Source organism: Bartonella sp. OD88NMGDW, assembly GCF_042193775.1.
In the GTDB taxonomy this organism is placed as follows: Bacteria; Pseudomonadota; Alphaproteobacteria; order Rhizobiales; family Rhizobiaceae; genus Bartonella; species Bartonella grahamii.
This window is the reverse complement of record NZ_JBHIMA010000001.1, coordinates 344,307-356,788: the sequence shown is the minus strand read 5'-3', so window position 1 is coordinate 356,788 and position 12,482 is coordinate 344,307. Positions and strand designations below refer to the sequence as shown.

Sequence of the window (12,482 nt, the reverse complement as noted above, 5' to 3'; positions counted from 1 at the left end):
CCAAATTATAACATGAAAGCAAGTCTTTAAAGCTTGCATCTTTTGTCTCTTTATTGCAAATTCTATTACTGCTTTTGTAATAATTTATGTTAAAAATAGGATTGAACAATGCTTGACGTCATAAGAAGTGCTACAAATTCTTGGATTTTCAGAATTTTCCTTGCTATTTTACTCTTATGCTTCATTCTTTTATGGGGAGTACCGCATTTACACAAAAAAAGTGAAAGAGATCTTATTACTTCTGGAAAATCCACAGTAACTGTCGATGATTATCGTCTCGCACTTGCCGATCAAAGTGCACGTTTAGCCCAAGCGGCTCATCTTGGACGTATGTTTACAGCAAATGAAATGCAGCAATACCAAATTCCTGCTTTTGTGTTTAATCAATTACAACAAAATGTATTGCTTGATGAACAAGTACGTAAAATGAAAATAAGTCTTTCAAAAGATACAATAGCTCATACGATTGGTTCTGATAAGATGTTCCAAGTAAATGGCACTTTTGATAAAAATTTATTTTATAACTATCTTCAGCATTTACGTATTAGTGAAAGTGCTTTTCTTAATTATTACTCCAAACAAGAAAAGCGTAACCAACTTATTTCAGCTTTACTCTCTGATATGAAAGCACCAAATCTCTTTTATAAAGCACTTGCTCTTTATCAAGGAGAAATGCGTATTGCTGATTATCTCGTTATTGATCTAAAAGAAAAGGAAACAATTGCTGATCCTGATGACGAAACACTACAAAAATGGTTTAAAACACATCAAAGTCAATTTCGTGCTTCAGAATACCGCACTGTCTCTTTGTTATCTATGGAACTTAATAATTTTGTAAAACCTAAAGATATCTCAACAGATGAGGCAAAAGCCTATTATACACAAAATGCTTCACGTTTTGTAACGCCTGAAAAGCGTACATTCGAAGAACTGCGATTTCCCTCACGCGAAGAAGCCGATAATGCAGCAAAAAAAATAGCTGATGGATTGAGTTTTGATGAACTGGTAAAAGCTGAAAAAAAGACTCTTAATGACATAAAAAAAGGGCCTTTCGCAGAAAATGAACTTCCTAATCATCTAGCATCTGAAGTTTTTGAACTTCAACAAGGCCAAGTCAGTCCTGTGATAAATGACTTACAGGGTCCTGTTATCATTCGCGTCACACATATTGAACCCTCAAGCTCTCTTCCTTTTGAAGGTGTCAAAGAAAATATTCGCCAAACACTTGCCAAAAATCGTGCTACTGATGATATTCGTAACAATTATGTAGCCATTGAAAATGCTCGTTTTGAGGGTGCTTCTCTCAAAGAGCTAGCTGATCAATACAAGTTATCTTTGCGCACAATTACCATTGATAAAACGGGAAAAACGCTTGAAGGTGCAATACTCACGGATTTACCTCAAAAAGATATTTTACTGAATGCCATCTATCAATCAAACGAAGGAGTCGATCTTGATCCTCTCTCTTTTCAAAATGGTGGTTATCTCTGGTATAAGGTCGATAAAATTATTCCTGCCCGCGATAAGACACTTGAAGAGGCTAAGCTAGATGTTCTTTCTCAATGGAAAAGTGAGGAAATTCAACGTCTTCTTGATGAAAAAGCCCAAAATGCTCTCAAGCAGCTCACGGAAGGAAAAAGTCTTGTTGCTCTTGCTCATACCCTTGCTGTTACAAAACAAACAACACCAGCCCTCCGGCGTCAAGACTCATTTGCCCCCCTTGGCGTTGAAGGGATTAAAGCATTATTTTCTGCTCCCAAAGGTCATTATGGCATCATAAAAGGTCCAGTTTCAACAAACCGTATCATTTATCAAATAAAGACTGTAACCATGCCTCAAGATATCACGCCTCATACTCTTTCAACTGAGGTTCGCACCAATATAGATATGATGATAAGAGAAGATCTCAAGCTAGAAATGCTACAAGTTGCCAATAAAGAACACCCTTTGGAAATTAATAGCACAAATTATAATCAGATCTTTAACGCTCTCCAATAAAAAGATTGTGCATAATTTAAAGAACTTATTCGATAAAGTTTCCATCAACTCTTCGTCTATAGTTGAAGAGGTAAGATAGGTCTCTTGTTTCCATATCTTAGGATCAGTATTTGTATAATGATTAATTCTCTCGCAAATCAGTGCATGTATGGATTTGCGAGAAAATAGTCAACGGAATGTAGAGTCGTTTTTGCAACGCATTAAAAAATATTATCCATCCAAAGGTTGTAAAAGTTGCCGCACACTAAGCTATACCCATTAAGCTATAAATGTCATCCCTATCGTCATTCATTTATAGCTTATCATATTGCTACTCTTAATACTCATTCATAAGGAGCGTATTGCTTTTTCTTTAAATGATTTCATTTACACACCCAACTTATAATATACAAAAAAACTATTTTTAAAATTCATTATAAAAATGAAGAAATCTTTTTCTATTCAAGACTCTCATTCAATATGAGAAAAAACGAATTATCATTATAAATCAATATATTCATAAATCATAACAGTCATCAATTATGATTTTATAATTTCTCAAAAATAAGAGTTTTTTATAGACTTATAGACTGCCAAGACAACTTCTCTCATAAAATAGAAATTTTATTTCATTTGCAAATGAGATACAATCAACATACTTAAAAGTTTTTCATCAAACAAACCAATGTATTGAGCTTTATCTCATATTTTTCTTTCTCTGCATCTCACCCTTCCAATACACTGAATAAAACATATTACCGATAAAGAAATACATCGTATTTTCAAGATCATAAAATTTCTTATTCTTTTGCGCTCATAACAACCAAAACATCAACATTTTTTATAACAAAAAATGGTTTGGAAACACCATAGTTCCTTTTATCTTCATATGAGAAAATCAGTCTATATGTTACGCATTCCGACATAGTAATATTCTTTTACAATATCTTTGGAAAATTGCCGCTTATTGCTGCCCTTGTTATCAACCAATAGCGATATATCAATGGCAACGTTGCATTCTCTTGAAAAATTTCAGCCCCCAGCTGTATAGCTTTTTGAAGAGAAGCCGGTACAATGACCAATGGAAGAAAAGCTGGCTTAAGAACTCTAGGTAAAGCACAAGAATACTCGTGAAATTGGGTATAATGATCGCGCGATAATGCTACCATAGCTTCAACAATACGACCCTTTTGTTGATCACTGAGACGATGAGATTCCAAATCTTCCCTATTCACTCCTACAGCCTTTAATATATCAGTAGGTAAATAATATTGATATCGTGATTGCATGAATGATAAAAGACGCAATACACCACTTAATCCTTGAGATATCCCTCCATGTTCATAGATATCTGTAAACTCTTGTGCAGTATCAGGATCTAATATCTGACAAGAAAGCTGTAAAATTATGCTTGCTGTCTCACCACAATAATGCTCTAGATCATGAAGCGTTTCTATTGGATTGTGATAAAGATCTAAAATTTGTGCATTACAATAACGTAAAAAAGCTGTCTTAGGTAAATTAAAAAGAGTCATTGCTTTCAATAAATCACTCAAAATCGGATTATTTCCACTCGTTTGTATTTCACCATGAGCAATAGAATCATACCACCAACGTAACCGTATTTCTCCTATGAGTGGATCATGTACACTTTCGCGAATACGAGAAACTTCAGCATTAAATACGTAAAGAGCAGCCAATGCTTGGCGCTTTTTTTTAGGCGCAAATAAAACCGATATATAGCGATCACGATCTATGGTACGTAAAATATCAAGACAATAAGGAAGAGAGCCTATCATTCGAACCTATTAACGTCCCTTTTTTAGCAATGAAATTAATATCCTCTTTTTATTCATATTAAAAAATGAGGGATAAGCAAATACAGCTCAGAAAATAAGATTTTTAAATGTGTCTCTTAACTGTATTATGAATTAAAATTTCTTTTCTAGTCACTTTTCGTTTTAGAAAGAAAAAAATTAAATAAATAACTTTTCTGATAAAACTTATCTTATCAGACTTCAAATTTTCATTTGCAGTAAAAAAAGTTAAAAACTAATCGTAACATGCATAGTGAAAATTAGAATAACAAACAACGCAAAACACTTTTTCACCGAATAGATGACAATGTTATTTATAAAAATGCACTGATCATAAAAACTTCATCAAATCATTGACCTCCTCCCCATTCTAAAGGACAAAGATTCTTACCAATACCAATTTGTAAAAAATCCAATTGCTCTCGGTGAGTTTCTATTACTATCAACATATTTATTTATAATGATAATTTATTGTTTTATATGTTAAATTAGAATCCCAAATATCGTAGAATGCTTTCATTTCAAACCAATTCCATGTTGACTCAATCAAAACTATTCCCTTGCACGTCACAAGCAGGGCTGGCTTGTAGGTAAAAACTGTATAAGAAAGAATTAAAAATGTCTCTTATGAACTGCCTCAAGTGCCAAGAGTTGATCACTCATGTGATTCATTGAACTACGAACAAGCTCTGCCCTGAATACTTGCTGCTGTATTTAAAAACACTTAATGTGTTAAGTTATGTATATTTTATTCCCCTTATATCACCACTTTAAACGACGGTATTTTACGGCGCAGTAAAGTAATCACACAATTCTTTCATACTAGATGAGAGAATTTTTTTATTAAACAATACTCTATTCTACCGCAAATAATAATGCCGCAACAGCGCGATCTTCAGCCAATAAAACATTAAATGTACGCACCGCCGCTCCCGTACTCATTGTATCTGATGAAATACGTTTTTCCCATAAAAGAACCCGTAACTCTTCAGGTAATCGCAATAATTCAATGCCAGTACCTATTAATAAAACTTCGATTTCAGAAGCTTCTTCTAAAATACGAGATATATCCTCTTGAGTGGGAATAGGTCCTGCCATATCAATGCCATAAATACCTGATGGTACACAAATAATAGAACCTCTATGAGACATATCAGCAAAACGAAATCCACCATTTCCATAAGCATCAATAGGTGCGCGATTTGGAAAATGCGCTTCACGAATTTGAATTGCATCGAACATGAACAAGCACCCTTTATTTTTGAATAATCCAATTGTCTTTGCTACTTCTCACCATAAAATTAAAGGAAGGCTGATACAAACATTGATATCTTAACCATAGCCTAGTATTGAAGTGGAAATTTTATATAAAACCCTAATCTTCTCATACAACGAGTATATGAAAATTTGATAATAAACCGCAATCAAAAGCTATACCTGCTTAAATAAATCTATCTTTTAAAAAGTTTTCTCAGCTTATTTACTCGCAAGTTTCTTTTTATAGAAACAATGATCTTGTTTAAAAAACAGAAAAAAATTGCGTAATATTCTATAAATAAAGCAACTATTTTAATAATCTCAAGGAAACAAAAACTCCATTTTCTGTAGCCACTATAAAAGCTATTTTTCCAATGAAATTGTCCTGATCTTGCCAAGCTTTTTATAAAAATGCTTAAAACTGCCACTACACCTTAAGATGCATTTTCCTTTGATATAGCTTTTTTCTCTTTAGAGACACTCATATTTTCTTTCGTTGTCGTTTTAGATTTAGACTTTTGTGGTGTTTTTGTTTTAGCATTAAGCTTTGATTTTTTTTCTGCAATCGGCTCACCTTTAACGCGCACATCAGCTAATGTTGAGCGAATAACACGAATATTCATACTCTCACCAATTTCAACCTCTAATTCACCACTCTCGTCGTGAACCTTCGTAACTTTGCCGATGATACCACCACCCGTTATAACTGTATCACCACGACGTACTGCATTAAGCATTTCTTGGCGTTTTTTCATTTGAGCACGCTGTGGACGAATCATAAAAAAATACATAATTGCAAAAATTAAAATGAGAGGGACAGCGCTAGCAAATGAAATTCCACCGGAAACATCGCCTGCAACTTGAGCATAAGCGTTCGTAATAAACATTTTCATCTCCTATAGTTAAACCTCAGGTATTTCCCACTCTATTAAAATGAAATTCCGATACAGAAAAAATTCCTAAAGAATTTATCATAAAAAGCAATAACTACATAATCTAATCACAGCTTTACAAAAATACAATAAATCCTTAAGAGATAGAATACCAAAATACAATGAGAAAAATCTTTAAAATAGATTCACTTTCCCCTATTATATATCCTAAAATATAGAATTTTTCACTAACTCAATAAATTATACAAGATAATTTTTCTCATGAAAAAACTTTAATTTATATAGATAATTCATCGTTTTTGATATCGAATGACAGATCTAAGTACAGTAAAATACTCTCATTTCAAACCCTCTGAATTAATCAAAACGATTTTCTTGCACGTCTCACATATGAAATGAGCCTGTAGATAAAAACTTTTTAAGAAAAGCGTGAAATATCTCTTTTCATGCTTCTCTCAAATGCAAGAGCAGTTGGAACACTGAAAGCTGACAAATAGTATGATGCTATTGCCTTACACTTTCATAAACACAAAGATGGTAATATCTAACGCCCCAACGAAATACTCTGATTAAACCAATGATTTTTTGCTGCAATGTTATTGATTTAAGAAAATCAATTGTTTTTCATGAAGTTTCTATAAACTGTAAGGCTATTCAAATTTTAAAGTCATCAATCAATTAGTTTTCTAAATATTTAAGGGGATCAACAGGTAATGAATTCTTACGCATCTCAAAATAGACACGTGGCGTTTTAACATTTCCTGAAACACCAGATTTAGCAATCTCATCACCGCGTCTTATCCTTTGTCCTTTGTTAACAACAAGTTTACTGTTACATCCATAAATAGTGATAATATTATTTTCATGTCGAATCATCACAACATTACCAAGCTCTTTTAATCCATCTCCCGCGTAAATAACAACACCATTTTCTGCCGACTTTACCGAAGATCCTTCCGGCACTGCAATATCTATTCCTCGATTCATTACTGTTCCCTTTTTTTGACCGAACTGGCTTAACAAACGCCCTCGTACTGGCCAACGCATCTTAGAAATTCCTGTGGCTTGCGGAGTCGTCATATTATCTGTATTCGTAACAGTATTTGACAAACCAGTCTCATGATTCAATTGCGTCATCTGTTTAGAAAAATTTTTCTCAGAACTTGATTTGTTCATCTTTGCAGGGGGTGGCGTTGTTACAGGAGCTTTATATATAGGAGAGGACTTCTTGTTTTTTATAGAGGACATCAATTGAGATTGGGCTGCAGATTCTGTTTTTGACACTGTCCAATCGTTATTATTGTGTGCATTTGAAGCTGCTAATGTACGCCTGCTTGGAACAACAAGTACCTGACCGATATAAATGGAATTGCTGTTTATACCATTTGCTAATTTTAATGCCTCAACACTAACCCCTATTTGTCGTGCAATACTGAGTAGTGTATCTCCACTCTGGACAATATAAGAATTCCGCCGAAAAATAGGAGACTTATCCATTTGTGAACGAGAAAGAGTTCCAAGATTACGTGGAGGGGAGCCCATAACGCGACCATCAGAAGAAGTTATCCTACCTTGATGTGGAAAATTATAGGGAGAATTGTCATCTCCCCACGAATCATCGCTTGATTCCACAGGCGGCAATTCAGTGCTTTGTATCATACCACTACCGTATGATAGCATTCGCGGATCTATAGACATTGTGCTCGATATATTTGATTGAGATGATACCGTACGATGAGAGAACATATTAGAAAAACGCTGTGTACCAGAACTACAACCAGCAACAATAGTTACCACCGCTAAAAAAGTTATTCTCTGAAAATTATGCTGGAAAATATTATCCAAAGCTTTTAGACACATCGTTTTGCTCACTCATCAATAATCAACTCACTCTATTAAAGCTTTTTTAAATTACCGAAGAGTTAAAATGAGATGTTTTATTCATAAATATCTTTATATAAGATCAAAATGAATTTAACATAGACAATTTGCAGAAATTTCTTAGCTTTTAAAAATTAAAGTATCTCCGCAATGCCTTTAATAAAAGGTTGGTAACGCACTTGGAACAGTTCTAAACACTCAAATCGACTACCAATTTTTGTATAGCGCGTCACCGTTTGTACCCCTTCGTCAGGTCCTATCGCCTGAATGAGAATTCCGTTTTCAGCTAAAAGTTCTAAAAATTCCTTGGGTTCATCAAAACGTGATGGCCAAATAAGAATGCGATCAAATGATCCCAAGCCTGTCACACTATGACTTCCATCAATCTGCCGTATAATAATATTTTCAATTCCTAAAGTTTGAAATTTTTGGCGCGCCAAATCAACAAGCGTTTTATAACGATCAATCGTTGTCACACGGTCACTCAGACATGCCATAAGCGCAGTACAAAAACCAGATCCTGTACCGATTTCTAAAACGCGATGCCTTTTTTTCAACGATAATGCCGAAAGAATTAAGAGTTGTTCTTCCAAACGTTCCATATATTCACCACACTCAAGGGGAATAACCTTATTATCATAAGCACTATTAAACCAAGGAGCAGAAACAAACTGTTGACGCGGAATTTTCTCTAATGCCGAAAAAAATCGCACGTCATCAATGCCTTTGCTACGCATTTTCAGTACAAGAGCGGCTAACTCCTCACGAAATTGTAAAATACCCTTTTGCCCCATAGTATCATTCAATCTCCAATGGAGGTGCACTTTTATTATACTGACAAACTGCTTCTTTTAAAATGGCAAAAACTTGCGTTTGCATATTATCACCTCTTGGCAATAAACGCATATTGTCTCTCCTTTCGTAAAATTAAGCAGTAATACAACGCATGCCTCCCATATAAGGTTGTAAAACATCTGGAATAACAATTGATCCATCAGCCTGTTGATAATTTTCAAGCACGGCAATAAGACAACGTCCAACAGCTGTACCAGAACCATTAAGGCTATGAACAAAATGCAATTTTTTATCGCCTTCTGTACGATAACGTGCATTCATACGACGACCTTGAAAATCTCCACAAACTGAACAGCTAGAAATTTCACGATAACATTCTTGACCAGGAAGCCAAACCTCGATGTCATAGGTTTTACGTGCTGCAAACCCCATATCACCCGTAGAAAGAACCACTGTGCGAAAAGGCAAACCAAGTCGTTTTAATATATCTTCTGCACATTCTGTCATACGTTCTAATTCAATTAAAGACTGCTCTTCACTGGTAATTGAGACCATTTCAACTTTCCAAAATTGATGCTGACGCAACATACCGCGCGTATCACGACCGGCTGCTCCCGCCTCTGAACGAAAACAGGGAGATAAAGAAGAAAATCGCAGTGGTAAATCTGATATTTCAAGAATTTCATTGTTGACCAAATTGGTTAATGGCACTTCTGCCGTAGAAATAAGCCATCGACCATCTGTTGTACGAAAAAGGTCTTCAGCAAATTTCGGCAATTGTGCTGCTCCGTAAACAATCTCATCACGAACAAGAAAAGGTATTGAGACTTCTGTATAACCATGCTCATTGACATGCACATCAAGCATAAATTGACCTAATGCCCGTTCTAGCCGTGCTAACGCCCCTGAAAGTATTGTAAAACGTGTTCCAGACAAACGACTAGCTCGTTCAAAATTCATCTGCTTGAGATCTTGACCAAGATCAAAATGTTCCTTTGGTGTAAAATTAAATGTTGGAGGTGTACCAAAATGTCGAATGACGACATTATCACTTTCATCTTTACCTTCTGGAACATCATCTAATGGAATATTTGGAAGTGCTGAAAGAATTTTTTCAAGACTCTCCGTCAGCTGTTTTTCTTCCGCTGTTGCAGAGGAAAGAAAGATTTTAATCTCTTCACCTTCAGCTCTAAAGCTTTCAGCCTTTTGCTGATCAGATACCGCTAAAGCCTGTCCTATTTCCTTTGAAACCGCATTGCGACGTTCCTGCGCCAATTGTACCTTAGCAATATGCGACCGACGTGCAAGATCAAGTTGTATTAACCTCTCAGCTTGCGGCTCAAGACCTCTACTTACGAGTGCTTTATCTAATTTCTCAGGATTGTCACGAATCCACTTAATATCAAGCATAAAAATTCCTCATTTATATTTTTTTATTAATTTCTTATCGCATAAGATTATACACTTTTCTTAAGCGGATTTTCTTCTCTTTTCTATACTGTAAGCAATTAAAATTGAAATCTCGTAAAGTGCTATCGTTGGTAAAGCCACTGCAAACATCGTAAAAAAATCCGACGGCGTTATGATTGCCGCAATGATAAAAGAAAGTAAAATAGCCCATTTTCGTTTAGACGCCAAATCATGAGACGTTAAAAATCCAACTTTTGTTAAAAGACTGATGACAAGAGGTAATTGAAAAATCAAACCAAAAATTAGGATAAATGATGTCATAAAGCCCAAATAATCAGAAATACGCACTATAAACTCTATTTTTAAATGAACATCTGGAAGAAATTGTTGAGAAAGGCTAAACCATAGTATTATTGGCGCTAATAGACCATAAACAAACGCTCCCCCAATACAAAATAAAATAGGCCCCCCAATGAGAAATGGTAAAAAAGCCATACGCTCATTTTTATAAAGCCCTGGTGCAATAAAACTATAAAACTGAAAAGCCGTATAGGGAAAAGATAAAATAATTCCCCCAAAAGCAGAAAGCTTCATCTTCGTTAAAAAAGTTTCCCATACTTGCGTTGATTGCAAACGAATATCCTCAGGATTACCCCCTGCTATTTTCATTGCCCACTGATACGGCCATAGTAAAAAATTTAAGATATAATCTTTAACAAGAAAACACATCATAAAAGCGATCATAAATGCAACTAGGGCAGCAATAATTCGTTGACGAAGTTCGATTAAATGTTCTAAAAGTGGTGCCATATGGGCATCAACTTCATCTTTCTTAACATTCATGACACATCTTCTTTATCTTTAGAAGCTATAGATCCTGTCATATCTTTATTGGTTACGTTGTGATCGCATTCCAAAAAATCTTTACCTTTTTCTGATTTATGGTGTGTTGCCTTAACATCCAAATTATCGTGGATATCTTCTAATGTATTTTGAATGGGATCAAAAGTCTCTGTCAACTTCTTGCTTGAATCGCTAATATCCGAATATGTTTTTTGCAAATCATCGAGCTCGATTTGTCTTATTGCATCATCAAACTGATGACGCAGCTCTTTTGCCATTAAACACATATGAGCTCTTACCTTTGCTATTGTCTTTAATATTTTAGGTAAATCTTTCGGTCCAACAACAATGATGAGAACAAGTAAGATTACGACAAACTCTGGTCCATCAATCCCAAACATCTCTTAATTCGACTTCCTCATCAAAAAATAACGCACAATGATGATTACGTTTTTGTTATTTGACACGCTGTTTTTTAGCAACAGATGTTTTGCTTCTTTTAGAAGCAGAAGAAGCCTTTCTGCGCGCTGTTACATGTTTTACCGATAATGGCTGAGATTGTTGAGATTCTACATCAATTATTTGGGAAGTAGTAGCCATTTCAACTTTATCCTCAATGCCATCATCTTCTTCCTTCATATTTTTTTTGAAGGCTTTAATTCCCTTAGCAACATCGCCCATTAATTCAGAAATCTTACCGCGACCGAAAAGCACAAAGATAATCAGTAAAATTATAATTAAATGCGTTGGTGAAAAAATATTACCCATTACTCTCTCTAACTTTATGCTTTTAAATTTGATTTCATTTATTCATGCTTCCTCTGAAGAATGTATCAAATATAATATCTTAATTATATATTTTCTTCTTAACTTAAAAACAATCACACGCTTTTATTGCAAAAGAACTTTTTATCATCTCATCCCTTCTTAGCGTATTATAACACAAACCATTCAAAAATGATAAACCGCTTCATATAAAATTAAAAAAGCTTAAAAACTTTTCTAAAATAACTTCATCTGATCTCTTAGTTACTCATCTTCCTGTAAATACTATAGCTCATGTCTTTCCTTTTAAACAATGTTGTACGTATCATTACAAATATTTCCTCCAAATTATCCATTACTGATAAAAAACATACCATGCTGTAAAAAAATTTACGTATTCAATTAAAAAATTCAGAAAGAAAAATCTCTAAAAAACTTTCTTGACACATCATCAGTCTCTTTAAAAACTATCATCTTACGCATAAGATTTATTCTTTGCGTTGGTGGGAATTTTATCATCCATTATTCCATATACAATACGAAATATAAGCCATCATCGCATTCAATTAAATATCTGACGTGTGGATAAAAACTATTCGCGGAAAGAGTAAAAATGCACTTTATGAATCAGGTCAAGTGCCAAGAGGTATGGCCAATACTAAAAAATAAAAATGGTACCAGCTTGCGCCTTTATTCAGTAAAATACCTCCATATAACCAGCTCTTTGAACCGCTGCATGCCCTAACTATTACAAGTCTCCGGATTCTGGGCATGCGTTCTCATAATATCATGTGCTTAACTTATCTCAGTATTGAAAACAGAATGGGCATTAATAGAAAATTAC

At 34.5% G+C, this 12,482-nt stretch carries 10 protein-coding genes; 1 reads left to right on the top strand and 9 read right to left on the bottom strand.

All coding sequences use genetic code 11. The features are described from left to right. Nucleotides 1-108 precede the first annotated feature (108 nt). Nucleotides 109-1,998, top strand: coding sequence for a peptidyl-prolyl cis-trans isomerase (locus ACFIJR_RS01545; protein ID WP_375653312.1), 1,890 nt, complete (start codon nucleotides 109-111; stop codon nucleotides 1,996-1,998). Between the two features lie 917 nt (nucleotides 1,999-2,915). Here the strand turns inward: ACFIJR_RS01545 and ACFIJR_RS01540 are convergent. From ACFIJR_RS01540 to tatA, 9 genes are all read right to left on the bottom strand, one after another. Further along, a complete protein-coding gene (locus ACFIJR_RS01540) occupies nucleotides 2,916-3,776 on the bottom strand; it encodes a phytoene/squalene synthase family protein (RefSeq protein ID WP_375625925.1) in 861 nt (286 codons plus the stop codon). An 873-nt stretch (nucleotides 3,777-4,649) separates the two neighbouring features. Then, complete coding sequence (locus tag ACFIJR_RS01535) at nucleotides 4,650-5,036, bottom strand: Mth938-like domain-containing protein (RefSeq protein WP_375653310.1); 387 nt, start codon at nucleotides 5,034-5,036, stop codon at nucleotides 4,650-4,652. 449 nt (nucleotides 5,037-5,485) lie between these two features. Next, nucleotides 5,486-5,938: a preprotein translocase subunit YajC gene (yajC, locus tag ACFIJR_RS01530; protein WP_375625922.1), complete on the bottom strand. Its 453-nt coding sequence runs from the start codon at nucleotides 5,936-5,938 to the stop codon at nucleotides 5,486-5,488. Between the two features lie 684 nt (nucleotides 5,939-6,622). After that, nucleotides 6,623-7,804 (bottom strand): peptidoglycan DD-metalloendopeptidase family protein, encoded by a 1,182-nt coding sequence (locus ACFIJR_RS01525; RefSeq protein WP_375625921.1) that lies wholly within the window; start codon nucleotides 7,802-7,804, stop codon nucleotides 6,623-6,625. A 155-nt stretch (nucleotides 7,805-7,959) separates the two neighbouring features. Beyond that, complete coding sequence (locus ACFIJR_RS01520; RefSeq protein ID WP_012754986.1) at nucleotides 7,960-8,619, bottom strand: protein-L-isoaspartate(D-aspartate) O-methyltransferase; 660 nt, start codon at nucleotides 8,617-8,619, stop codon at nucleotides 7,960-7,962. Nucleotides 8,620-8,752: 133 nt separating this feature from the next. After that, complete coding sequence (serS, locus tag ACFIJR_RS01515; protein ID WP_375625918.1) at nucleotides 8,753-10,030, bottom strand: serine--tRNA ligase; 1,278 nt, start codon at nucleotides 10,028-10,030, stop codon at nucleotides 8,753-8,755. 60 nt (nucleotides 10,031-10,090) lie between these two features. Then, nucleotides 10,091-10,873, bottom strand: a complete 783-nt coding sequence (gene tatC, locus ACFIJR_RS01510) for a twin-arginine translocase subunit TatC (RefSeq protein WP_375624998.1) — start codon at nucleotides 10,871-10,873, stop codon at nucleotides 10,091-10,093. Continuing rightward, entirely contained in the window at nucleotides 10,870-11,274 is a 405-nt protein-coding gene (locus tag ACFIJR_RS01505; RefSeq protein ID WP_375625916.1) for a twin-arginine translocase subunit TatB, read from the bottom strand. Before ACFIJR_RS01505 ends, tatC begins: the two co-directional genes overlap by 4 nt. A gap of 55 nt (nucleotides 11,275-11,329) precedes the next feature. Beyond that, complete coding sequence (tatA, locus tag ACFIJR_RS01500) at nucleotides 11,330-11,641, bottom strand: twin-arginine translocase TatA/TatE family subunit (RefSeq protein WP_273788360.1); 312 nt, start codon at nucleotides 11,639-11,641, stop codon at nucleotides 11,330-11,332. Nucleotides 11,642-12,482 lie beyond the last annotated feature (841 nt).

Excerpts from the sequence above, each read along its gene's own strand:
- ACFIJR_RS01525 (WP_375625921.1), bottom strand. The coding sequence starts at position 7,804 with ATGTGTCTAAAAGCTTTGGATAATATTTTCCAGCATAATTTTCAGAGA.
- tatA (WP_273788360.1), bottom strand. The coding sequence starts at position 11,641 with ATGGGTAATATTTTTTCACCAACGCATTTAATTATAATTTTACTGATT.
- ACFIJR_RS01520 (WP_012754986.1), bottom strand. The coding sequence starts at position 8,619 with ATGGGGCAAAAGGGTATTTTACAATTTCGTGAGGAGTTAGCCGCTCTT.
- ACFIJR_RS01505 (WP_375625916.1), bottom strand. The coding sequence starts at position 11,274 with ATGTTTGGGATTGATGGACCAGAGTTTGTCGTAATCTTACTTGTTCTC.
- tatC (WP_375624998.1), bottom strand. The coding sequence starts at position 10,873 with ATGAATGTTAAGAAAGATGAAGTTGATGCCCATATGGCACCACTTTTA.
- ACFIJR_RS01545 (WP_375653312.1), top strand. The coding sequence starts at position 109 with ATGCTTGACGTCATAAGAAGTGCTACAAATTCTTGGATTTTCAGAATT.
- yajC (WP_375625922.1), bottom strand. The coding sequence starts at position 5,938 with ATGTTTATTACGAACGCTTATGCTCAAGTTGCAGGCGATGTTTCCGGT.
- ACFIJR_RS01540 (WP_375625925.1), bottom strand. The coding sequence starts at position 3,776 with ATGATAGGCTCTCTTCCTTATTGTCTTGATATTTTACGTACCATAGAT.
- serS (WP_375625918.1), bottom strand. The coding sequence starts at position 10,030 with ATGCTTGATATTAAGTGGATTCGTGACAATCCTGAGAAATTAGATAAA.
- ACFIJR_RS01535 (WP_375653310.1), bottom strand. The coding sequence starts at position 5,036 with ATGTTCGATGCAATTCAAATTCGTGAAGCGCATTTTCCAAATCGCGCA.